The sequence below is a fragment of the Coleofasciculus sp. genome (genome assembly GCF_046565525.1).
In the GTDB taxonomy this organism is placed as follows: domain Bacteria; phylum Cyanobacteriota; class Cyanobacteriia; order Cyanobacteriales; family Coleofasciculaceae; genus Coleofasciculus.
This window is the reverse complement of sequence record NZ_JBKHUP010000016.1, coordinates 44,692-66,737: the sequence shown is the minus strand read 5'-3', so window position 1 is coordinate 66,737 and position 22,046 is coordinate 44,692. Positions and strand designations below refer to the sequence as shown.

The 22,046-nt window shown below is 45.9% G+C and carries 20 protein-coding genes, 1 tRNA gene and 1 pseudogene; 9 read left to right on the top strand and 13 right to left on the bottom strand.

The genetic code is table 11. The features are described from left to right. Window positions 1-8 precede the first annotated feature (8 nt). From ACLGGO_RS08245 to ACLGGO_RS08215, 7 genes are all read right to left on the bottom strand, one after another. Entirely contained in the window at window positions 9-1,193 is a 1,185-nt protein-coding gene (locus tag ACLGGO_RS08245) for a GNAT family N-acetyltransferase (protein ID WP_446418931.1), read from the bottom strand. A gap of 294 nt (window positions 1,194-1,487) precedes the next feature. Then, window positions 1,488-1,781 (bottom strand): hypothetical protein, encoded by a 294-nt coding sequence (locus ACLGGO_RS08240; protein WP_446357048.1) that lies wholly within the window; start codon window positions 1,779-1,781, stop codon window positions 1,488-1,490. Between the two features lie 393 nt (window positions 1,782-2,174). Next, complete coding sequence (locus tag ACLGGO_RS08235; protein ID WP_446418930.1) at window positions 2,175-4,421, bottom strand: adenylate/guanylate cyclase domain-containing protein; 2,247 nt, start codon at window positions 4,419-4,421, stop codon at window positions 2,175-2,177. A gap of 217 nt (window positions 4,422-4,638) precedes the next feature. After that, entirely contained in the window at window positions 4,639-5,439 is an 801-nt protein-coding gene (locus tag ACLGGO_RS08230) for an alpha/beta fold hydrolase (protein WP_446336479.1), read from the bottom strand. 107 nt (window positions 5,440-5,546) lie between these two features. Further along, on the bottom strand, window positions 5,547-5,897 hold the full coding sequence (locus ACLGGO_RS08225) for a hypothetical protein (RefSeq protein ID WP_446418929.1): 351 nt from the start codon (window positions 5,895-5,897) through the stop codon (window positions 5,547-5,549). A gap of 66 nt (window positions 5,898-5,963) precedes the next feature. Then, entirely contained in the window at window positions 5,964-7,232 is a 1,269-nt protein-coding gene (locus ACLGGO_RS08220; protein ID WP_446418928.1) for an RNA-guided endonuclease InsQ/TnpB family protein, read from the bottom strand. 595 nt (window positions 7,233-7,827) lie between these two features. Beyond that, window positions 7,828-7,909 (bottom strand) — tRNA-Leu (locus tag ACLGGO_RS08215). Between the two features lie 347 nt (window positions 7,910-8,256). Between ACLGGO_RS08215 and accC the strand changes: the two genes are divergently transcribed. Next, complete coding sequence (gene accC, locus ACLGGO_RS08210; RefSeq protein ID WP_446335558.1) at window positions 8,257-9,612, top strand: acetyl-CoA carboxylase biotin carboxylase subunit; 1,356 nt, start codon at window positions 8,257-8,259, stop codon at window positions 9,610-9,612. A 12-nt stretch (window positions 9,613-9,624) separates the two neighbouring features. Here accC and ACLGGO_RS08205 read toward each other — a convergent pair whose 3' ends face one another. From ACLGGO_RS08205 to ACLGGO_RS08195, 3 genes are all read right to left on the bottom strand, one after another. Then, window positions 9,625-9,909, bottom strand: a complete 285-nt coding sequence (locus ACLGGO_RS08205; RefSeq protein ID WP_446418927.1) for a YggT family protein — start codon at window positions 9,907-9,909, stop codon at window positions 9,625-9,627. 261 nt (window positions 9,910-10,170) lie between these two features. Continuing rightward, window positions 10,171-10,404, bottom strand: coding sequence for a hypothetical protein (locus tag ACLGGO_RS08200; protein ID WP_446418926.1), 234 nt, complete (start codon window positions 10,402-10,404; stop codon window positions 10,171-10,173). Window positions 10,405-10,654: 250 nt separating this feature from the next. After that, entirely contained in the window at window positions 10,655-11,158 is a 504-nt protein-coding gene (locus tag ACLGGO_RS08195) for a 2TM domain-containing protein (RefSeq protein ID WP_446338792.1), read from the bottom strand. A 270-nt stretch (window positions 11,159-11,428) separates the two neighbouring features. Between ACLGGO_RS08195 and ACLGGO_RS08190 the strand changes: the two genes are divergently transcribed. Beyond that, a complete protein-coding gene (locus ACLGGO_RS08190; RefSeq protein WP_446338793.1) occupies window positions 11,429-12,550 on the top strand; it encodes a site-2 protease family protein in 1,122 nt (373 codons plus the stop codon). Between the two features lie 166 nt (window positions 12,551-12,716). Next, window positions 12,717-13,760, top strand: a complete 1,044-nt coding sequence (locus tag ACLGGO_RS08185; protein WP_446418925.1) for a pentapeptide repeat-containing protein — start codon at window positions 12,717-12,719, stop codon at window positions 13,758-13,760. A 77-nt stretch (window positions 13,761-13,837) separates the two neighbouring features. Here the strand turns inward: ACLGGO_RS08185 and ACLGGO_RS08180 are convergent, their stop codons facing one another. Continuing rightward, the gene (locus ACLGGO_RS08180; protein ID WP_446418924.1) at window positions 13,838-14,461 is read right to left on the bottom strand and encodes a hypothetical protein; all 624 of its coding nucleotides are present in this window, start codon (window positions 14,459-14,461) and stop codon (window positions 13,838-13,840) included. 261 nt (window positions 14,462-14,722) lie between these two features. Between ACLGGO_RS08180 and ACLGGO_RS08175 the strand changes: the two genes are divergently transcribed. The 5 genes and pseudogenes from ACLGGO_RS08175 to ACLGGO_RS08155 all read left to right on the top strand — a co-directional run bounded on the left by ACLGGO_RS08175 (window position 14,723) and on the right by ACLGGO_RS08155 (window position 20,795). Further along, a complete protein-coding gene (locus ACLGGO_RS08175) occupies window positions 14,723-15,256 on the top strand; it encodes a DUF928 domain-containing protein (protein WP_446418923.1) in 534 nt (177 codons plus the stop codon). Window positions 15,257-15,310: 54 nt separating this feature from the next. Next, on the top strand, window positions 15,311-17,668 hold the full coding sequence (locus ACLGGO_RS08170; RefSeq protein ID WP_446418922.1) for a WD40 domain-containing protein: 2,358 nt from the start codon (window positions 15,311-15,313) through the stop codon (window positions 17,666-17,668). 73 nt (window positions 17,669-17,741) lie between these two features. After that, window positions 17,742-19,283: a toll/interleukin-1 receptor domain-containing protein gene (locus ACLGGO_RS08165; protein ID WP_446418921.1), complete on the top strand. Its 1,542-nt coding sequence runs from the start codon at window positions 17,742-17,744 to the stop codon at window positions 19,281-19,283. A gap of 276 nt (window positions 19,284-19,559) precedes the next feature. Then, window positions 19,560-20,291, top strand: a pseudogene (locus tag ACLGGO_RS08160) (WD40 repeat domain-containing protein); the annotation flags it as partial. Then, window positions 20,265-20,795 (top strand): WD40 repeat domain-containing protein, encoded by a 531-nt coding sequence (locus ACLGGO_RS08155; RefSeq protein WP_446418949.1) that lies wholly within the window; start codon window positions 20,265-20,267, stop codon window positions 20,793-20,795. The pseudogene ACLGGO_RS08160 and the gene ACLGGO_RS08155, both read left to right, overlap by 27 nt. Before the next feature lie 170 nt (window positions 20,796-20,965). Here the strand turns inward: ACLGGO_RS08155 and ACLGGO_RS08150 are convergent, their stop codons facing one another. Next, the gene (locus ACLGGO_RS08150) at window positions 20,966-21,313 is read right to left on the bottom strand and encodes a hypothetical protein (RefSeq protein WP_446418920.1); all 348 of its coding nucleotides are present in this window, start codon (window positions 21,311-21,313) and stop codon (window positions 20,966-20,968) included. 79 nt (window positions 21,314-21,392) lie between these two features. Beyond that, complete coding sequence (locus ACLGGO_RS08145; RefSeq protein WP_446418919.1) at window positions 21,393-21,644, bottom strand: hypothetical protein; 252 nt, start codon at window positions 21,642-21,644, stop codon at window positions 21,393-21,395. A 116-nt stretch (window positions 21,645-21,760) separates the two neighbouring features. Here ACLGGO_RS08145 and ACLGGO_RS08140 point away from each other — a divergent pair, with 116 nt between their 5' ends. Further along, entirely contained in the window at window positions 21,761-22,003 is a 243-nt protein-coding gene (locus ACLGGO_RS08140; protein WP_446342568.1) for a helix-turn-helix domain-containing protein, read from the top strand. Window positions 22,004-22,046: the final 43 nt, after the last annotated feature.

The window sequence follows — 22,046 nt, the reverse complement described above, 5'->3', positions numbered from 1 at the left end:
GTAATGGGTTAAAAGAAATCCGGCATCCAAGGCAATGAACCAGAAAATAGCCAAGTTGCTCTTGACAACGCTGCCGATGTACTATCTAAATAACCCATCTGTCGCAGTTGTTCAGGAGTCAATAAACTGGTAAATAGAGAAGCCAACGCCCTTACATGCAAGCGGAATTCACCAGTTCCTCCCGGCGTGACCTTTCCTCGTCCTTGGGAAACACTCAAGATAAAGTTACCATTATTTGCGGGAAATAATTCATCTTGAACCTGTAAATGTAATTCAGTTTCAATCGGCAAAGGATATCCTCGTTTTTCCAAGGCTTTAGAAACATCAAGAATACGCAGCATCCAGCGTTTTTGATCACGAATTTGAGCCGTTTGTTCCGGTAAGGGTAACATTAAACTATCAATCAAAGAACTGTACCAGCGTACTTGCCTCACCTGAGAACGATGATCCGCGCAGAATGTCCAAAAACGCCGTGCGGCGGCTGGGGTAAGGAATGCCCAATCTTGAATATTGAGCAATAAGTTATCGGCTTCTTGAGATTGGGTACAGATAACATAGCCTTCCGGTTGGGATTGTTCACCGATAAGATAAGCATAAACGGACTGATCAGTTTGCGCTTCAAGCAGGTTTTGCCAAATCGCTGGATTTCGATTTAAATTACCGTTAGTGGTTTGTGCCTGTTGAGAATACAGATCCTGAAAAACCTCGTAGCGTATAGGTTTGACCCTGGACATGGGTAAAGTGCGATCGCGCCATTGAATCGTCTCGGTTGGGATGTGCCAATTACACCGAATCCCCGCTTGTTCATATCCCACTTTGCGATAGAGAACTTGGGTAGCAGGGTAGAGGGTGGAAATGGGTACACCTTGCTGATGAAGCTCTTGGAGTGTGCATTGCATCAGTGTGTAAGCCGCACCTGTACCCCGATACTCTGGAGCAATTCCCACGGCGGCAATTCCTGCCATGGGTATCGACTGACCCCCATACCATTGTCCCATGGTGTAAATGGCTAAACCGCCAACAATCTTTTCCCCTTGACGGATTAAACGGAAATTATCTTGACCGATACGATTTAGGTAAACTTGCCAATCGTTAGGGGAACTAGCGAAACATTGCGTCAGCAGTTCCCCAAGTTGTTCAGCGTTGTCTGCGTTGGAGATGCTGCCATAATCAAGTTGAGCGCTGATAACCATTTTGCACTCTTATAATACGGTTTGTATTTTATTGTAATATATTTTCGATGATTTCCTGATCATTGATGAATAAATGAGTGGAAGAAACCCTTGTAGAGGCGGGTTTAGACGCTCTTATCCAGGAGATCGGAAATATGGCATAAAAAACCTGCCCTTGCACAACCTGCCGCGTGAAAGCGCTTCTGAGGAGACTAATCAAAAAATTTTCTCAAGGGTGACAATTGTCACAGGACTAGAATAACTTATGATATTTTTTCTGGCTAAACGATACCAGATGGAGTCGGCGGTGTTGGCTTAAGCGACTCGTTGACTACAGGTAGGATACGCCGTTAAAGACTTTGGGTTGTAGTATTTCACCCCGGCTTTATCCAATGTTGCGATCGCGCTATCCATGGCTTCTTTAATCCAATTGTTTGGATCGGGGGACTTCCCACTGAGTTGGTAATCCGTTACATGAGGTTCGCACTCATCCGGATCATAGGTTCCGGAAGCTCGGCAAATAGACACATAGATGGTGTTATCAACGTCTGGATTTGGCATCTCAATTCTGATGTAGTGATTCAGATAGAGCAGGGTTGACATGAACATGAGCCTCGTCTCTCCGTATTTGCTAAAGGGATTTACATCTCTTAATTCATATTACTTTTATTTTTATTCAATCCCGATATTTTCGCTTCCGCCAAATTCTCGGACTATTTTCTGTACTTTAGCGGATTGACAAACGTTACCTATTTTGCTACATTTAGCCTTCTTGATATTACTAAAAAAAAATCAATATATTTACGCCAAACTACTAATTATATAACAAATCTTAATTAAATGCAGCTCAGTATCCTCACCTTGGCGGATGAGCTTAAGAGCAAAACCGCCGGAGCCGCCCTAACTTCTCACTGCGTCTTTGGGCTGAGATAGGGTGTAGGGTGTAGGGATAGAAACATCTTAATACGACAGAAGAAACTAGAATAATGAACAAGTATTAAATTATTTACGACCGATAAATAGATAAGTCGTCATCTTCCCCTTGCCTTTAATCTGAATTTGACCCCGCTTTTCAAATAAAAACTTGTCTTGACAGAGTTTGTATGTAGCTTCTGTGACCTGGATCTTACCAGGAATACCATGAGATTCCATGCGGCTGGCGGTATTGACCGCATCTCCCCACAAATCATAAATGAATTTTTTAGTGCCAATTACTCCAGCAACCACAGGACCACTATTAATCCCAATCCGCAGACAAAAATTTTCATCCTGAAACTTGTTAAAGCGAGCAATCTCGACTTGCATATCTAATGCCATTTCGAGCATGGCTTCAGCATGATCTTTGCGAGGAGTGGGAATACCACTGGCGATCATATAAGCATCGCCAATTGTTTTAATCTTCTCTAACCCATACTTTTCAGTTAATTGATCAAATCGGGAGAAAATCTGATTTAATAAAAAAACCAATTGTGTGGGCGGCATTCGAGCCGAAAGATTAGTAAAGCCAACAATATCGGCAAATAAAATCGTCACATCTGCAAAGCGATCGGCAATGAGGCAAGTTTCCTGTTTTAATCGCTCGGCAATAGGTTGGGGTAAAATATTCAACAATAAACGCTCAGCCTTTTCTCGTTCCCAACGCAATGCCTTCTCAGATCGCTTACGTTCGGTAATATCACGGACAAAGGCACAGTTGTATTCCTTACCATCAAATTCCAAATAACTAATTCGCACTTCTACGGGGAAAAGTTTACCATTTTTGCTGCGATGATGAGATTCAAGAGAGAGGGAACCACATTGTTTGAGGATCTGCCAGTGTGCTGACCAACTCTCAACAGTAAAATTAGCATCAATGTCATGAATTTTCATCGACAGCAAATCATTCAGGGGGTATCCCAGCAACCGACAAGCGGCATAATTGACATATAATATTCGTCCATCTTGCCCAATCCAAAAAATTGCATCAGCTGCCCGATCCACAGAAAACTGAGTAAATCGCAATGCTTCATTAACTGTTTCCAGTTGTTCATTCACCATTTCCAGTTGGGCGGTACGTTCGGCTAATGTCTGTTGGGCAAAATATTTCTCAGTGATATTATTAAATAACCATAGGCGACCTTGAATATCTTGACCGTCAGTTGGCAGACTTGATACACTCAGTACCAACGGTTGAGGTTGACTAAACTTCCAGATCCAGTCGTGAATTTCTGCTTGCGGTTGGGAAAAAAGCTGTGCCGCCAGAGTCGCAATTTCCTGCTGATTATCCATTCGGCTGCGTAAGATTGCCATAGCCTGCGCGATCGCACTCGGTTCCGCTTCTCCCGGTTCTAACCCCAGAAGCTTTGCTCCGGCAGGATTCAGCCAGCCTTGTCCCCCACTGACATCAACAAAGACTACCCCCTGAGGTATTTCTAGAATGGCATTGTAGCGGGCTTTGAGCTGTTCTAGGCGAAATGTTGTGGTTTGCAGACGTAGGAGGGTGTGGAGTTGTGCGAGCAGTAAATCCAGGAAGCGACGCTGGTATGAGGGCAGGGAAGTTTGACGATACCAGAGTAATAAGATAGCACCTTGCTCCTGTGTCGTTTGCTCCTTTCGCAGGGGGAGTACCGCCAGAGACTGTGTACCTTGGGCGACAAGGACAGGGACTGCCTTGGGCGTCGCCGGATAATTACCATAGAATAGAGTGCGTTTATAGGTTAGGGCTTCGGCAAAGAGTTTAGGCGTTGTCAGTTGATCGGGTAGGGCTGTAGGGGGAAAACAGACGAGGGCTTGGGCGGTTACCTGATCCAGTTGACGCAGTGCGATCGCCGCGTCGGCTAGGAATAACTCGTACAACAAGCGTGTAACCTGCTCAATGATTTGATCAGGAGTATTCATGTCTGATTGTGCGATCGCGGCGAGTACTGAACCCGCTGCCAATTTCCATTCAATTTCTAACAGGAAACGACGCACTAGCAAACCGCATCCAATTGCCAAACCCAATCCTATCAGCCAAGGGCGTAAATCTGGATACTGACTACCAATCAGCCCGACAACTATCGCCACCAACCCTAGCATAGAAAGTGATGGGGAATTGGTGATTAGGGATTGTCTAAGTTTTGAGTATTGAATATTGAGTATTGAGTTGACTTTTGTATCTCCCTCATCTTCATTCCCTCCCTCCATTTTTGTTGCGGTGAAGGGACTCAGAATCCAAGCAGGTATAGGAAACAAAACGATGACAGTAAAGGCAATCGATGTTAAACTCAATGTCAAGCTCCTGCTGGTATTAAGCGTATCTAGACCAACCAGCATCAGCAATAGTCCGATTAAAAATCGTCTAAATGTAGGAAGCTGATTAGGATGATCCAATGACAATAATGAGCATCAACAATAAGTGAAGAAGGATGTCGTAGACAAGGGAGAGTTTGTCGTCAGCGCCAAAGTGCGGCTGGTACAAAGGACGCCTATATCAACGCCCTTTAACTTAAGAACAAACAGCAGCCGCGATTGACTGGGTTACAGTATCTGGCGCACTCAGGTGAGGCAAATGACCCCTTGCATTTATATTGATTAGCTGACTCTTAGGGATGTTATCTGCCATATACTGACCCACTTGCAGGGGTACAGCGATATCATCACTAGCTTGTAGAATCAGAGTCGGTACTCTCAGGCGCGGTAACTCCTCCCGGTGATCCGACTGAAAAATAACCCGGGCAACGGCTTGGGCAATATCCGGACGAATAGCCGTCAGAGTATTCGCAAATTCTGTTGCTAGTTCCGGACGTTCCGGGTTTCCCATCACCATGGAAGCAAAACCACTCACCCAAGCATAGTAGTTTGCCGACATCGCCCCATAGAGTGCATCTAGGTCGGACTGCTCAAACCCACCCACATATCCCACATCGTTGAGATACCGAGGAGATGCACCGACAAAAATAAGCTGACTGAAGCACGAGGGATCGATTAGCGCGGCTAGCAAGCTAATCATACCACTGACTGAGTGACCTACGAGAATGCAGTTGGTAAGTTTTAACTCATGACAGATTTCCAGCAAATCCTCGGCGTAGCTATAGAGGCTACTGTAGCGATGGGGACTATAGGCAGAAAAATCGGATTTTCCGGCGCCTACATGGTCAAAGAGGACAATACGATAGTTAGGGGAAAAGGCGGCGACTTGATGACGCCAAGCGGTTTGGTCTGAACCAAAACCATGGGCAAAGATAATTGTCTGCGTGCCGTTACCAAGAATATTGATATGATTGCGTTCTAAGATACTTGTTGTCATAGGCTAGGATCTACTAGTACAGGCATCTTGTTTTTTGTAAAATACGATGAGAGACGCGATTAATCGCGTCTCTTCCCTGAAAATCCTGCATAAAAAATTTGTCTTTTTCAGACAGCATGGAATGCGGCTAATATTTGTTTAGGTCTCAACGGAAACTTAAACCGTGAATGATTTGTAGATGCAATGGGCTTTGAGTCTGAAGCATTCGCCTCTTTCTCATCTAATCCATCCTCGTGTAACTCACAAACCGGAACTAATATTGAATCATGAGAACGCACCGCCATTTCGCCTCGTGCTAATGCATCTCGCCACTGACGCCCAGTTTTCCACGCCTTAAACTTGGCAGCATTCCAACGAGGATTCACCGGATATCCAGCAAATCCGCAACGCAACGCCGCATGGTTAGCACTGGGGATCAGGGTATTGACCCAAACATTATCGGTTAGATCGATTAGCATGAAGTTTGGCTCCTTATAAACTTTGACGTACTCCCCCATCTGAAGAAGGGGGATTCTTAACGGATGTTACGAGGCGGACTGAAGTCGCGCCTCTCTACCCTTGTTCTTGCTTCTCGAACTCTTAACTAGACGGTTTCCCGTCCCCGTCAGACCGTCTCCACAAGCATTTTCTTTAATGTCCAAGATGCGTCCCACCTCAGACAGTCCACGATTGCGGACAATTTGTGCTGCTGCTACATCACGATGTGTTGTGTATCCACATTCAGGACAAGAATGAACTCTTTGGTGGAGCTCTTTTTTGCCTGTATGTGCGTCACATTGAGGACAAACTTGTGACGTGTAATTCTTGTCTACCTTATCGAAATACACGCCACGTTTCCAGCACACAAACTTCAAGATGGACAAGAACTGACCAAAACCAGCATCTAATGTGTGTTTGCCGAATAGTCCTTTTGCCCATACTCGAAAGTCGATATCCTCAACAAATATCATCCCAGCACCATCGCACAGTTTGTGAGCTAATTTGAAGTGCCAGTCTTTCCTTGTATCCCTGATTCGTTGATGTAGTCGTGCAATCTTTCGATTGAGTTTGTGACGATTGTTTGTCCCTTTCTTCTTGTGCTTCAGTCTGCGTTGCAGTAATTTCAACTTGCGGTGCAGTGAATTCAGGAAACGGGGTCTATCTATCACATCTCCATCAGATGTTGCCACGAATTTGTCGAGTCCCAAGTCAATACCCACTGGATGACCATCAGGGATTACGTCTGGTACATCAAGGTCGCATTCAAGTGACAACATCACAAAATATCCAGACGCCTTGCGGACAATACGTGCTTGTTTGACCGTAAATCCATCTGGAAATTCTCGCGACTTGACATATTCAAGCCACCCTAGTTGAGGCAGCTTGATTTGATTTCCTCTCAAAAACCGAGACTTACCTAGTTGCGGATAAACAAATGACCGCATCCGGTACTTGTTCTTAAATCGAGGAAATCCCATCCCCTTACGTCCCATGCCCAAGAAGGCTGTCTCTAGTTTCCTTAACACCTGCTGCAACACTTGAGCGTTGACGCTTTTGAGTTCTGGAAACTCTTCCTTGGCTGCGGTCAGTGACTTACACTGTTGTGCATAAGTGGGACGAGGCGCATCTGCACTCATGATGTATTCAGAGGTAATTGAACAAGCATTAACTTGACACTTACGAGAATTTATCCAATCCTTACGTGTACGCAAGGCATAATTCCAAACTTTACGACACACTGTTAGCGTGTGTTCAATCATTTGGACTTGTTCTTGTGTAGGGATTGCTTTGTATTCGTAGGTCAGACTTAACACTTGTTCATCACCTCCTACACTATTTATACACCATTTTGTAGACTTAATCCGTAAACAGAAGGATAAATCCTTCAAGTCGCTTTCATCCACCGCTTAAAAGACGGTGGCTCTCAGCTTCTATGATGTTTTGGTAGACATAAACTTCACCTCTCTATTGTTGTCAACCGAACAATTTTGTTGAGTATTATCAACTATTATATTACAAATTGTTAAATTGCTACATCGCTTACTGGCTATTGATGGGTATTGATCTTCAAAGGCAATACCGCCATTTCCGGATAATCGTGCGATCGCGCCAGAGTCCAGAAATTAACTAGAGATCTTACCAGCAATCTTTCTCCAGGCGCTAACCTTATCAAAGGTTTTGGATTTTTTCCACCCACGCCATTACTATGTTAGAAATCCCCAGAAAGCTTAAAGATTTGTCAAATGACTTATTTATACAAACTTATTTATACAAGCGGTGTGGGGTGGCTTTCAATCCTAATCGGCTAAAATTTCCCTGCACCCAGACGCAAGCGATCGCACCTCTTTTCCCCGGCTACCCTGCACAAACAAAGCGAATCACTTCCCGATGCTGTCATACACCAGGGAGTGCGGATGGCGAGACTCGAACTCGCAAGGCTTACGCCACACGCCCCTCAAGCGTGCGTGTCTACCAATTCCACCACATCCGCATGGCTAACTAATTATACCAACACTTGTGAGAAAATTACGACTTCTCGACAATTTTGTTGATGAATCCCATTAGGGACATCGCCCAGGATTTCCCAAGGATGCAACCATTGGTGACAATCCCCCTTATCCTAGTGACGTACTCCTACAGTCAAGCAAAGATTATACTGTAGGTTTCTCCTCTCCAAAAGGAGATTCGCGTTTTATAGTGAGGCGACGCCCAACCCCACTTTAAGCAATACAAACTGTACTACATTATATTATGGTGATTCCTCTCACGTCAAATTGAAAATTATGACGTGAGGCTCCTCGCCTATTAGCTGAATACGGATATAGAGCAAGCTGTTTTATGGACTTTGCCAAAATCTTAATTGCCAATCGTGGGGAAATTGCCCTGCGGATTCTCCGAACCTGTGAAGAAATGGGAATTGCCACCGTTGCCGTTCACTCAACCATCGATCAACACGCCCTACATGTACAACTGGCGGATGAAGCTATATGCATCGGTGAAGCACCCAGTAGCAAAAGCTACTTGAATATTCCCAACATTATTGCCGCCGCCCTGACGCGCAACGCCACCGCTATTCATCCCGGCTATGGTTTTTTGGCAGAAAATGCCCGATTTGCCGAAATTTGCGCTGATCATCAAATCTCTTTTATCGGTCCGTCACCCGAAGCAATGCGGGCGATGGGGGATAAATCCACCGCCAAGGAAACCATGCAACGGGCAGGCGTACCCACCGTACCGGGAAGTGAGGGATTGTTGAGTAGTGAACGTGAAGCCATAGCCCTTGCCAAAGACATGGGTTATCCGGTGATGATTAAAGCTACAGCCGGTGGTGGCGGACGGGGGATGCGCTTAGTTCCCGATGAGAGTGCGATGAGTCGCCTGTTTCAAGCCGCCCAAGGGGAAGCCGAAGCCGCCTTTGGCAATCCAGGACTTTATCTGGAAAAATTTATCGTCCGTCCCCGCCATATTGAGTTTCAAATTCTTGCCGATACTCACGGTAACGTCATTCATCTCGGAGAACGAGATTGTTCCATTCAACGGCGTCACCAGAAACTCTTAGAAGAAGCCCCCAGTCCCGCCTTGACCCCAGAACTGCGAGAAAAAATGGGAACCGCCGCCGTCATGGCTGCCAAGTCGATTAATTACGTTGGGGCGGGTACGATTGAGTTTCTCCTGGATGCCATGGGTAATTTTTACTTTATGGAAATGAATACCCGCATTCAAGTCGAACATCCCGTCACTGAGATGATCTCAGGATTGGACTTAATTGCCGAACAGATTCGTATTGCCCAAGGCGAACCCTTAAAACTGACTCAAGACCAAGTGACGCTTAAGGGACATGCGATTGAATGCCGGATTAATGCTGAAGATCCCGAACGCAATTTCCGTCCTCAACCAGGGCGGATTAGTGGTTATCTGCCACCCGGAGGACCCGGCGTGCGGATGGATTCCCATGTATACACCGATTATGAAATCCCCCCCTATTACGACTCATTAATCGGCAAGTTAATCGTCTGGGCACCTAACCGAGATGCCGCAATTCGCCGCATGAAACGCGCCCTGCGTGAATGTGCCATTACTGGGGTTGCTACCACGCTGAGTTTCCACCAAAAAATCTTAGAAACCCCAGCGTTTCTCAGTGGTGATGTTTATACGAATTTTGTTGAGCAAATGATGGCAACAGATAAATCTTAAAACGGTAGGCGGTCAATGCATCATGGTCAGTAATCCTTGCTGACCCAAAAGAATCTCCCGCAATAAGCTAACAATCCCAACCCAAATAATCGGGCTAATATCCACACCCCCAATGGGCGGCACCAGTTTGCGGGTTGGGACTAAAAAGGGTTCGGTGGGCAAAGCGACCAGATTAAAGGGGAAGTGGTTGAGATCGATCTGAGGATACCAGGTAAGGATAATCCGGAAGATGAATAGTAAGATAGCTAGTCCCAGTAAAGGGCTGAGAATCCACGTTGCCAGTGTCAGAGTATTCATGAGATAAGTCCTAATTTCACAAAAAAGTATGGAAATCAGTTAGCCAGTGTAACGCAAGACTGGGATGAACTACTACAACCTTTATCTCCCTGCACCTAAGTAGGGCTTGCTGGATAAGCATTGTGGTGAGGGGAGGGAACTCTTAATAGTAAGGATTTGACACTAATTAACATTTCTTAGTACAGCTTACCAGAATTTATGTCCAGGTATCTAGAACTCTTCCTGCACCTCCTACTTTCAGCTTAAGTTGAAACCAATAGTTTATGTCACCGGAGTCTGGGAGCTAAAGTCAATCCAGTTCCGTCCCACTCGTTCAGCGACATCAGCCGAATCATAAGGGAGTTGCATCCCAAATACGTCTCCGGTTAAGGTCGTTACCCGAAACTGCCAACGGTGAAGCTTACTAAAGAAAACCGTGAGCAGGTAACCCCGATAAGCTGTAAAAATATGGATATGGGTAATAGGAAAGGTAGATTGAGAAAGTGGAATATTCACAGATTTGAACGCAGATAATTTGCCAAAAAGGAATATTCTGACAAACTTTTTGCGCTAAGCTCGTCAGTCCTTAACCTTGTTTTAACATTTTAGCACTATGACTCATTTTTACTTCAGAAATCATCCTTTTGAATGGCTAATCTGCTCCGGAATGTACTCATTTTGATAGACAAGCCTATTGAGTAAAAATACTTATTAGGAGCAAAATACTGCCACTACCTAGGTTTTTGCCTAATCGAGAAACGCCCAATCACCCCATTGCCTTAATCCAATTATTCAGCCGGGTGAAAATGGATTGAGTTAACTGATTAAACTGTTGCTGGCGATACCACTTTTGAAAGGCTTTCTCATAAGCTTCTCCGTGAAGTTGATAGATATTCCACGTCTTTAAACCCAGCCCTGTTCCCCAAAACAAGAGGATATACAACGCCCAGGAAAGTTGACCTGCACTCAGCAGGTTGATGGCAACTAAAAAACTATTCACGATAATATATTTGCCAAACCGCTGCTTGAGTTGGCTGCGCTGATATTGCTCAAACTCCTGGCGCTTTTGCTGCTGTTCTTGCTGGAGCCGCCATTCTTGTTCCGCTAGCTGGAGGTTAGTCGGCGAGATCCCCAATTCAGCGGCAATTTCCACAAGCTGCGTCCGCGAAAACTCATCGCCATTGGCTTGACGGGTGATCGCGAGATTCAGGATTTGCTGGAGGTCTTCTTGGTTATAAGACTGGATAATGGTGTGTTCAGAAACAGACATGACTTATATTATATTAAGAGGATGAGTGGGCGGGCTGAAAATTAAAACTATAGATAGTGGCGCACTGAGGTTGTACTTCCTTATATTATTATCAACGACATCTAGACAGACAGTACAGACCTGCTGATGTTCACAACCGAACCCCTAGGGTCGGATTTTACGAAAAAGAATGGTAGAACAGAAGTTTTACATTTCGTTACGATAGATTCAGATGTAAAGGAGGACAGTATAAAAACGTTTTCAACGGACAGTAGATTTGAGGTAATCTCTATGAACGGTAGTATTCGTGTTGGTAATTTATTGGGAATTCCCTTTTATATAAATCCCTCTTGGTTTTTAGTTCTGGCTTTGGTCACCTTTGACTTTGGGGGGTATCTGAGTGGGTTTCCGGGTTTAACAGGGATCTTACCCTGGGTACTGGGTTTTGTGGGCGCCCTGTTGCTATTTGCCTCGGTTTTAGCCCATGAATTGGGACATAGTTTAGTCGCTATTCGCCAAGGCATTGAGGTGAAATCGATTACCCTGTTTCTTTTTGGGGGTTTAGCCAGCTTAGAGAAGGAATCTCAGACACCAGCCGAAGCCTTCTGGGTGGCGATCGCGGGTCCTTTAGTTAGTTTAGCCCTTTTTGCCCTATTTACGGGTATAGGCGTTAGCACCGGCGTCTCTGGTTCTTTGGCAGCGATTCTTAGCCTACTGGCTTCGATTAATCTAATTTTAGCCCTGTTCAACCTGATTCCCGGCTTACCCTTAGATGGTGGCAATATTCTCAAGTCCGTGGTTTGGAAAATCACCGGGAATCCCTATCGCGGTGTGGTTTTTGCCAGTCGGGTTGGTCAAGTTGTCGGATGGTTAGGAATCAGTATAGGAATCCTTTCTGTCTTGGGGTTGAGTGAGTTTGGCAGTATTTGGACGCTATTAATTGGGGTATTCCTGCTGCAAAATGCAGGTATGTCGGCGCAATCAGCCACCCTACAAGAAAAACTCCAAGACCTGAAAGCGGAAGATGCGGTGATTCCAGAGAGTCCGATTATATCAACCGACCTGTCGCTGCGGGAATTTGCCAACAACTACATTATCGGCAAAAAAGAATGGCGCAAGTTCTTGGTGACGGATGAACAAGGACAATTGATCGGCGCGATCGCGGTTGATGATCTCAAGAAAGTCCCCACCTCAAACTGGACGATTACTCCCGTCAGTGAACTGATACAGCCTGTGGATTTGGATGCGATCGTCAAATCTGATCAGTCTCTGTTAGAAGTAATTATGCTCCTGGAGAAAGGTCAATTTACTCAATTGCCTGTAGTGCGCGAAAACGGAGTCCTGGTTGGACTTTTGGAAAAAGCCTCGATTGTCTCTCTCCTAGAGAAGCGAACTCAAACCAATCCCGCTTAAGCATATTGGCATCACTGAAATTAAAGAATTGAGCCTGATCCCTCGAATAAACTTCGGGGGATTTATCGTAAAAGGCAGAAAGCTACTAAGTTTTTCGGGTCGCCCTCTACTCAAACCCTCGTACTATATATATAAAGGATGTGTTAGGAGGTTAAATAGTGGTTCAGTGAAGAACAAACTTAAGCGCTTAATCTTTTGGCTACGAAAGTTTTCGGTTCATTTCGTCGTTTATTTCTGGAAGTTACCCACTTGGTCAGTTGTTGTCGGGGCAACGGTTCTGGTCATCGGAGTGATCCTGATCACGAAGGAGAACTCTCAACTCTCTAAAATACTGAATAATGTTGAAGCTATCAGTATTTTTGCGGCTGTTGTTTTATTTTTAAAAGAAACCCCGAATCGAAAAAAACAATTCTATTACCAAGCTTGGCGGATGATAGACGCTGCCCATGGACGACAAACCAGCTATGCCCGGTTTCAAGCCCTGCAAGATTTGAATGAAGATGGTGTGAGCTTGAGAGGACTCAATATTCCGGGGACAGATTTACAACGCATTAATTTACATAAAGCATTTCTCTATGAAGCTAATTTAGAAGAAGCTAATCTTATAACGGCGGATCTGAGTAACAGTCACCTGGATAAAGCGAAACTTAATAAAGCAAAACTTAATGCCGCGAAACTCTCTGGCGCTTGCTTGATTGCCACGGATCTGAGTGAAGCGGATCTGAGTGAGGTTAACCTCAAAGGTGCTGATCTGATTGATGCTAACCTGAGAAAGGCTAATCTTATTGGTGCTAATTTAAGTGGCGCAGATTTGAGTCGAGCCGATTTGAGTAAGGCTAACTTGAGTAGAACAGATCTGAGTCAAGCCGATTTTATGGATACCATCTTAAGTGGCGCTGATCTGAGTGGGGCTAATCTGAGTCATGCTGACTTCAATAATGCAGATTTAAGTGATGCAGATCTGAGTGGGGCTAATCTGAAGAATACAGATTTCACCGATGCTAATTTAAGTGGGGCTAACTTAAGCGGGGCTGATTTGAGCGGGGCTGATTTGAGTGATGCTGATCTGAGTGGGGCTAATTTGAGTGACGCTAATCTGAGTCAAGTTGATCTTAGCAACGCTTATCTTGATGACGCCCATTTCTCACCCACTCACCTAAAAAAAAACGAGAATATTTTCTATAATCGAGAGGCTAAAAAAAGGGTTTAAAAAGGGTATATTTAAATAAATGGGAGTTGGGGAAGCATCACATAAAGACGCTGCGGGGCATCACATCGCGTCCGTTATCAACCACGACTTTTGGGAATTGGGACTTCTCGCAGCAATCGAATCAAAGTCATTCCAGTGAATCCTGCAACTAACATCCACGTCACCCCTAAACCCAGAACTTCGCTAAGAAACAGATGAGTGAAGCGGCGCAAAATTCCGCCGACAATCCAACCCACCGCTAAACTGATCGACCAGTTTAGAATATTGGCAAAAATCCACCCCCAAGCTTTGGTAACGTACTGTCTGAGAACCCACCATTGCGCCATTCCCAGGATCAGCCCTAGGGTTGCTCCATCAATGACGCCATAAACCAACCGAGGGAAAATACCCATTGTTCGGGGAGCAAACCAACCGATGACTCCAAAGGAACTCAACCCCATGACTCCCCAACCGAGGAGACTGGCAATAATCCACCACCAGGCTGAAGATAGGTGTCGTCTCAAAACTAACCATTGGGCTAATCCGATTATCGTCCCACCAATGATGCCCTCAATTATACCGATATCCGGTCTTTCTCCAATCTCGATCCAAAATAGACTTGCCACAAAACCCAATAGCGTCACCAATAGCCACTGCAACCAGAAGCTACAGCTAGTCTCGATGGGTTTGATCGGGGATTGATAGTTAATGGTTACTGGCACACCAATGACAACAATTCAGAACAGCGCAACAATACCTAAGGAGTCGCCTTAGATCTGTAATATATATATTACTAGGTATTACCGCCTCCATTGCCCATCAGAAGACGACACTAAAGAATAATTATGAAGATTTACTTTAAAAAACTTTGGGTTTTTTAAAGTTTTGATGAAGATCAGCTTAAATTTATTTTTCCAGATAAAACTGGAAGTTTTCGATTATTATGGGCTTATAAGTCTCAATTAGGTTTCACACATCTACCAATGGATAGATTAAAGTCTTTTAAGTCTTTGAGTCTGGTAACCGGGGTATTCACGACAATCTGGGTCATGGGGATCGGCTGGCAACCCCCGCTACAAGCCCAGTCGAATGAAGATGTAAACGTTTTGACCGCCCAGCTTTCACCATCGCGCGATCGCGGCGCTGGGTTACGTGGTGCTGGATGTGGTGAAGCAACAATTACCCCATTGATGTCAACAAAGGAACCGGGAGTTTATTTAGTGGCGCTTAACTCACCACTGACACTCTCATGGCAAATACCAGAAACCACAGTCACCTCCGCCGAATTTCTCCTGGTTGATCAGAGTTGGAATGCAGTGCATCAAACGATGATTGAGATTCCCAAAGAAGGCGGTGAGATTGAAATCACTCTCCCCAACACCCTATCTCTAGAAACGGAAACAGATTATTACTGGCAGATGGCATTAATCTGTGATGCCAACGATCGCACAAAAGATAATGCCATCCAAGGGGCACTACAGTTCACCTCCCCAGAGGCTTCCACCTCCCAAGAATAACGATGATCACCGACACCGATTCATAGAACCTGGACATTTGTGGGTGTGGAACTTATGAAAGAAGCCTTTATTTCTTACTCCCGGCGTAATAAGGAATTTGTCCTCAAACTCCGGGAGGCATTTAAAAACGCCAATCGTGAGGTTTGGGTGGATTGGGAAGGCATTCCCCTAACCGCTGATTGGCGACAAGAAATCTACAAAGGAATCGAAGAATCGAATAATATCGTCTTTGTGATTAGCCCGGATTCCGTGGCATCCAAAGAGTGCGGTGTAGAGGTAGACTGTTCCCTAAAACACCATAAGCGAATTCTGCCGATACTATATCTGGATGTTGACCCAGACGCGATGCATCCAGAGATGAGAGAACTCCCCCAGATTGATTTTCGTGAGGGGACAAATTTTGAGCAGGCGTTTCAAGAACTGCTGCAAGCCATTGATCATAATAAACTGGATACCCAAGAACATACACGCTTGTTAGTCCAAGCGATGGAATGGGAGAAAAAAGGACGCAATACTAGCCTGTTATTACACGGAAGTGAACTCACAACCGCCGAATCGTGGCTGGTGTGGAGTTCCGAACAAAAACCCTTTCCCACACCCTTGCATCGAGAGTATGTGGGAGTCAGTCGTCAATGGGTCACTCGTCAGGCAAAACGGTCTATTGTTGGGGTGAGTGTAGCACTGGGAGTGTCTACTCTTTTAGGACTCGTGGCGTTCTGGCAATATCAGCGATCGCAAAAACTTTATGTCCAAGCCCAGCAAGAACAGCTTATTGTCCAAAGTACCACCTCCGACGCTTTATTTGTTTCCCAGCAAAAATTTCCTGCCCTCTTAGAATCCCTAGATGCAGCTAAAACTCTGCAAAATGCAAACTGGGTTAGCCAAAACCCTCAACTGCATTCAACGATTTCCACGGCTTTACTTCAGTCCGTCTATTGGGTGAATCAATCGAATCAATTAGACGGACATACGAATAAAGTTCGCAGCGTTAGTTTTAGCCCAGACGGTGAACTCATCGCCTCCGCTAGTAGTGACCATACCATTAAACTCTGGCAGCGAGACGGCAGTTTACTCAAAACCCTACAAGGACATCGCGATCGCGTCCGAGAGGTCAGTTTCAGCCCTGATGGTGAAATGATTGCCTCCGCTAGCCGGGATGGGACAGTAAACCTGTGGACAAAAGATGGGGCGAATCTACATAGTATTAATGCCCATGATAATGATATTTACCACGTCAGTTTTTCCCCCGATAGCCAAATTATTGCCTCAGCCAGCCGGGATGGGACAGTAAAACTGTGGAGTCGAGAGGGTAAATTCCTAAATACCTTAAGCGGACATAATGCCCCGGTTATCGGTGTCAGCTTCTCTCCAGACGGTCAGCGTTTGGCATCGGCTAGCGCTGATCAGACGGTGAAACTCTGGACAATTGAGGGTGAAGAATTACAAACCCTGAAAGGACACCAAGGAGAGGTCACAAGTGTGAGTTTTTCCGGGGATGGTCAACTCATCGCCACCGCCAGTCAGGATAAAACTGCGAAACTCTGGACGATTGAGGGAGAAGAACTTCAGACGCTAATGGGTCACAAGGATGGCATTTGGCAGGTGACATTTAGCCCAGATAGTCAACGCCTTGCCACCAGTAGTAAAGACAGAACCATCAAACTCTGGAATCGCGACGGCACTCTACTCAATACCCTCACCGGACATAGCAGTCAGGTATTTGGTGTGGATTTCTCTCCAGATGGGCAAACCCTAGCATCAGCGAGTGATGATAGAACCGTGAAACTCTGGACGCCTAACGGTGAAATGGTGCAAACCCTTAAAGGTCATCAGGGTATGGTCTTAAATGTCAGCTTCAGCCCCGATGGTCAAACCCTCGCCTCTGCCAGTACCGATGGCACCGTGAAACTGTGGCGTCTAGACGTAGAGACGCTGCATGCAACGTCTCTACAACGGACGATTGAGGGACATGACGCCGCCGTTGGTAGTGTCAGCTTCTCCCCCGATGGTCAAATCATTGCCACCGCCAGTGATGACCAAACCGTGAAACTGTGGACGAGTGAGGGTAAGTTACTTCACACACTCAACGGACATCGCGATCGCGTCTATCGCGTCACCTTTCGACCCGATGGTCAGTTCCTGGCTACAGCCAGTTTAGACGGTACGGTGAAAATTTGGACGCTAGATGGTACAGAAGTCGTTACCTTGAACGGACATCAAGCTGGCGTTAACCATCTCAGTTTCAGTACCGATGGCAAAACCCTGGCATCTACGGATGAAAACTACACCATGATTCTCTGGAATTTAGAGTATTTGGATGACCAATTACTCGACCATCTCATCGCATCGGGTTGTAATTGGGCAGGAGACTATCTGCAAACCAATTCAAATTCCCTTTGTAAGAAGTCATAAGTGACTCAGTTGTGAAATATTGTGTTCCCTGTTCCCTGTTTCCTGTTTCCTGTTCCCTGACCAATAACAAAACATGGCTGAAATTTTTATTTCCTACTCCGCCCCCGATAAAGACGCGATTCAGAGAATCTATGACGCCCTCAACCGGGAGAAGCGGGATATTTGGGTGAACTGGGAAGAAAAACCTCTAACCCAGACAGAAACAGCAATTGAGGCAGCCCACACCTGTATCTTTTTTATTAGTCCCCATGCCATTCAATCTGAACGCTGTACTCAAGAACTGGAGTATGCCGTTCAACGCTGCAAACGCATCATCCCGATTGTGCTACGGGATGATCAACTCAAAGGAGTGCATCCAGAGTTAGCCAGACTGAACTGGGTCTTCTTTCGCGAAACTGATGATTTTAACGGCGCATTTGAGTCCCTACTCAAAACCCTAGATACTGATTTAGACCATATTAAGAAACATACCCGCTTGCAACAACTAGCGACCGAGTGGGATAAGAAACAACGCAATAACCACCTTTTACTCAGGGGAAGCGAACTAGAAGCCGCAGAACAATGGTTGACAACTAACGCTGAAATCGAACCCAAACCCACCCAACTTCAGCGAGAGTATATTGATGGGGGACGCAAAGCCAGAACCCGTGGTCAAAGACGACTCCTAGCTGGCGTTAGTGTGGCGTTGGGCGCTTCGGTTATTTTAGGGGGAGTCGCTTTCGTTCAATATTTAAAAGCAGAACGACTGAGAATGCAAGCCTATACCGGGCAGATTATTAGCCACAGTAAAACGGCAGAAGCGTTGTTTGCTTCCGGTCAAGGCTTTGAAGCCCGATTAGAAGCCCTGAAAGCGGGACGTAAACTGCAAAATGCTAACTGGAGTCAAAAGGATACTCAGTTAAACGCTAATGTAATCACCGCCCTGCAACAAACGGTGTCTTGGGGTAGAGAACAGAACCAACTAGAGGATCATACAGACCGGGTATGGGAGGTCAGTTATAGTCCCGATGGTGAATGGATTGCGACTGCGAGTAATGACCAAACCGTAAAACTTTGGCGTCCAGATGGTACATTAGTTCGTACCCTCACCGGACACACTCAGCCAGTCCGGGGCGTGAGTTTCTCTCCAGATGGGCAAACTCTTGCCAGTGGTAGTTTAGATGGGACGGTGAATCTGTGGAATCGAGAGGGAACCGTGATTAAAACCATCGCCGCCCATGATAATGCTGTCTATAGCCTCAGGTTTAGCCCCGATGGTGAACTCCTCGCCACCGCCAGTGATGACCAAACCGTGAAACTTTGGCAGCCAGATGGCACGTTGGTGGGTACTCTGGAAGGACATCAGGGTCAGGTTTATGGCGTCAGTTTCAGCCCTGATGGTCAAACCTTGGCGACAGCGAGTTGGGATGGTACGGTAAAGCTTTGGACGCTAGAGGGTGAAGAACTGTTAACCCTCACGGGTCATGACGCTGGCGTTACCGGGGTGAGTTTTAGTCCAGATGGGCAAATTATTGCTTCAAGTAGTGCAGACAATACGATCAAACTCTGGAGTCAAGAGGGTAGCCTGATCACTACTCTCACCGGAAATAAAGGGTCTGAAGCCCCGTCCTTCTAGGACGGCTTTTATCCGGATAAACATCCCAGGATAGTATGATACAATGCAGTTGGCTTGCGGCTGCAAAGTCGAAGTCAACTTATCAGGTACGCCGGGACTCGGCGGAACCCAAACCGCAAAGGTTTGAAACGCCCAGCCCTGAATCGACAGGGTGTTAGGAGATAACACGATGCCCTAGATGGCGAATATCGTGTGCCTGGGAACCCGTTTACCGGGATATATGGAACGAAATTTCCATAGAATCTCCCTTCTTCTAGGAGGGAGAGCGTCAAGGGACATGAAAACCTGATCAATGGCGTGGTTTGGAGTCCAGATGGGCAAACTCTTGTCTCCAGTAGTGATGACCAAACCGTGAAACTCTGGAGTTTAGATGTAGAGACGTTGCATGCAACGTCTCTACAACAGACGCTGACTGGACATCAAGGTGCGGTTTATGGGATGAGTTTTAGTCCAGATGGGCAGACTTTGGCTTCGGCGAGTTTAGATAAGACGGTGAAATTGTGGCAACTGGGTGAACGTCAGCTTGTTCATACCCTCAAGGGACATCAGGATGCTGTCAATAGTGTCCGGTTTAGTCCCCAGGGGAATCGTTTGGTATCAGCGAGTTCAGACAAGACGGTGAAACTCTCTTCGAGTGAGGGTAAAGAGTTAGCGATACTGCAAGAGAATCGCGATCGCGTCTATGATGTGAACTTTAGCCCAGACGGCGAGACGATTGCCACGGTGGGTGATGACAAACTGGTACGCTTGTGGAACCAAGAGGGGAAACTCCTGAAGACTTTGCCAGGGGAAGAAAATCTAGAGGATGGACATCGCGATCGCATAAATCGGGTCAGTTTTTCTCCAGATGGTGAAACCATTGCCACGGCGAGTGATGATGGGACAATTAAGTTGTGGAATCCCAATGGAGTGCTACTGAAAACCCTCGATGAACATAGTAGTGGCGTCAATGACATCAGTTTCTCCCCCGACGGTGAGATGATGGCTTCAGTTAGTGATGACAAAGCTGTGATTTGGGATAAAACTGGTACAGTACTCTCATCATGGCAGGCTCATGATCAAGCGATCGAAGCCGTGAGTTTTTCTCCTGATGGGGAGACGATTGCCACCGCCAGTGAGGATAAAACGGTGAAACTGTGGAATAAAGACGGCGTTTTGCTAAAAACCCTCGCAGGTCATGATAATCCAGTTTATGCGGTAGCCTTCTCTGCTGACGGTCAAACCATTGCTTCAGGAAGTTTAGACGGAGAGATTAAACTGTGGCAAAGTGATGGCACGTTAATGGTTACTCTTAAAGGGCATCAGGATGAAATCACAGGTCTGAGTTTCCACCCAGATAATCAAATGTTAGCCTCTGCCAGTTTGGATAATACTATCCTTTTGTGGAATTTAGAGGACTTTAATCAAACCGTTCTGGATAATCTCCTGGTTCGCAGTTGTGATTGGGTAGGGGATTATCTGAAGACTAACCCCAATGTAACAGAACGCGATCGCGCCCTTTGTGGCAAATAGTTTTAATTCCTACTTAGAGGCGGGTTTCACTATTATCCAAATGGGACTAAACCCGCCCCCCTGAAGGGCTGACTTGCTTGGCTTGTGCTTTCAGAAACTTGTGTAAAAGACGGTATTTCCATAGAAACAGACTATCAAAAAGAATTTATCAAAATTTTAGTCACTTCTAGTTATAGTAGACAAGATAACTCGGTGTAGCGTTGCTGGTATATAGCTTGAAGCCGATCCCAGACCTGTTTTGTATACCGTTGGGCTTCTTGCTGAATCAATGACCAGAGAAGGTTTAGGGCTTTTATAGTTGGACAGAAGCGGATCAGGGTACGGCAAGCCGCAATCCATTGTTCGAGATTGCGATAACTCACAAAATAACCGCCCCGTCCTTGGATATGTACCCAAAGAACATTGTGCCATTTTTCCCAGTTGAGGATGCGCTGGGGATCAATGTTCAAGTATTTGGCGATTTGGTTGAGGGTGATGACAAAGGTTTGGGGATTAATACGGTGTCGGATTCGCATCATGGCTATTTTTGGGTTTTCAATAAAGTTTGATTTCCCCCCTTCCCGGGTTGAGAAGGAGGTTAGGGGTTAAGTCTGTTCATTAATCAATACGAAGGCGGCGGTAGAGAACACTCATCACTTCGCCAGGATTCTGGGTGGGTTGGGGCTTACTCCACTCGCTGACGTGGGCGTAGCCGAGGCGATAGAAGGTGTGAATGGTGCTACTGACGCCTTGGGGTGAACTGATGATGATCACTTTCAGAGGGTGTCGGTTGTCTGGCGGGGGCGTAGATGGTAGAGAGGTTTCAGGATTGGGAGTTGGAGAGGCATCGCGGATAAAGTCTTCAGTCATTGGAGTTTACCTTTATTGCTGCAATAGTAGCCTTAATGGTCTACTAATAGCTTATCATAGCGTAGTCCATTAAGGAGCCGTTTACTCGGTTGTGAGCGTTTGCCACAATCAGAGTCATGGGACAAGCAGGCAAAGCCTTGAAAAAGGTGCTGGAAACGTATGAAATTAGTCAATATCGATTAGCGGCAGAATTAGGGATTGGACGCTCTAATGTATACCGTTGGGTAAATGAGGTGAGAGATCCAACGGCTGAAACTGTGAAAGATATTGTGCAAGTGCTGCGGAAGATCAACTCGGCGGCGGCGACGGAGTTTATCCGACTGTATTTGGGTGATAGTTCGGTGGATGGTGAGGAATAGTCATTGGAGGGTTAGAGGTGATCAAAGGTATTCGATCACCATA

Coding starts and splice junctions, on each gene's coding strand:
- ACLGGO_RS08245 (WP_446418931.1), bottom strand. CDS start 1,193: ATGGTTATCAGCGCTCAACTTGATTATGGCAGCATCTCCAACGCAGAC.
- ACLGGO_RS08240 (WP_446357048.1), bottom strand. CDS start 1,781: ATGTTCATGTCAACCCTGCTCTATCTGAATCACTACATCAGAATTGAG.
- ACLGGO_RS08230 (WP_446336479.1), bottom strand. CDS start 5,439: ATGACAACAAGTATCTTAGAACGCAATCATATCAATATTCTTGGTAAC.
- ACLGGO_RS08225 (WP_446418929.1), bottom strand. CDS start 5,897: ATGCTAATCGATCTAACCGATAATGTTTGGGTCAATACCCTGATCCCC.
- accC (WP_446335558.1), top strand. CDS start 8,257: ATGGACTTTGCCAAAATCTTAATTGCCAATCGTGGGGAAATTGCCCTG.
- ACLGGO_RS08205 (WP_446418927.1), bottom strand. CDS start 9,909: ATGAATACTCTGACACTGGCAACGTGGATTCTCAGCCCTTTACTGGGA.
- ACLGGO_RS08195 (WP_446338792.1), bottom strand. CDS start 11,158: ATGTCTGTTTCTGAACACACCATTATCCAGTCTTATAACCAAGAAGAC.
- ACLGGO_RS08190 (WP_446338793.1), top strand. CDS start 11,429: ATGAACGGTAGTATTCGTGTTGGTAATTTATTGGGAATTCCCTTTTAT.
- ACLGGO_RS08175 (WP_446418923.1), top strand. CDS start 14,723: ATGGATAGATTAAAGTCTTTTAAGTCTTTGAGTCTGGTAACCGGGGTA.
- ACLGGO_RS08170 (WP_446418922.1), top strand. CDS start 15,311: ATGAAAGAAGCCTTTATTTCTTACTCCCGGCGTAATAAGGAATTTGTC.
- ACLGGO_RS08165 (WP_446418921.1), top strand. CDS start 17,742: ATGGCTGAAATTTTTATTTCCTACTCCGCCCCCGATAAAGACGCGATT.
- ACLGGO_RS08155 (WP_446418949.1), top strand. CDS start 20,265: ATGGCTTCAGTTAGTGATGACAAAGCTGTGATTTGGGATAAAACTGGT.
- ACLGGO_RS08150 (WP_446418920.1), bottom strand. CDS start 21,313: ATGATGCGAATCCGACACCGTATTAATCCCCAAACCTTTGTCATCACC.
- ACLGGO_RS08145 (WP_446418919.1), bottom strand. CDS start 21,644: ATGACTGAAGACTTTATCCGCGATGCCTCTCCAACTCCCAATCCTGAA.
- ACLGGO_RS08140 (WP_446342568.1), top strand. CDS start 21,761: ATGGGACAAGCAGGCAAAGCCTTGAAAAAGGTGCTGGAAACGTATGAA.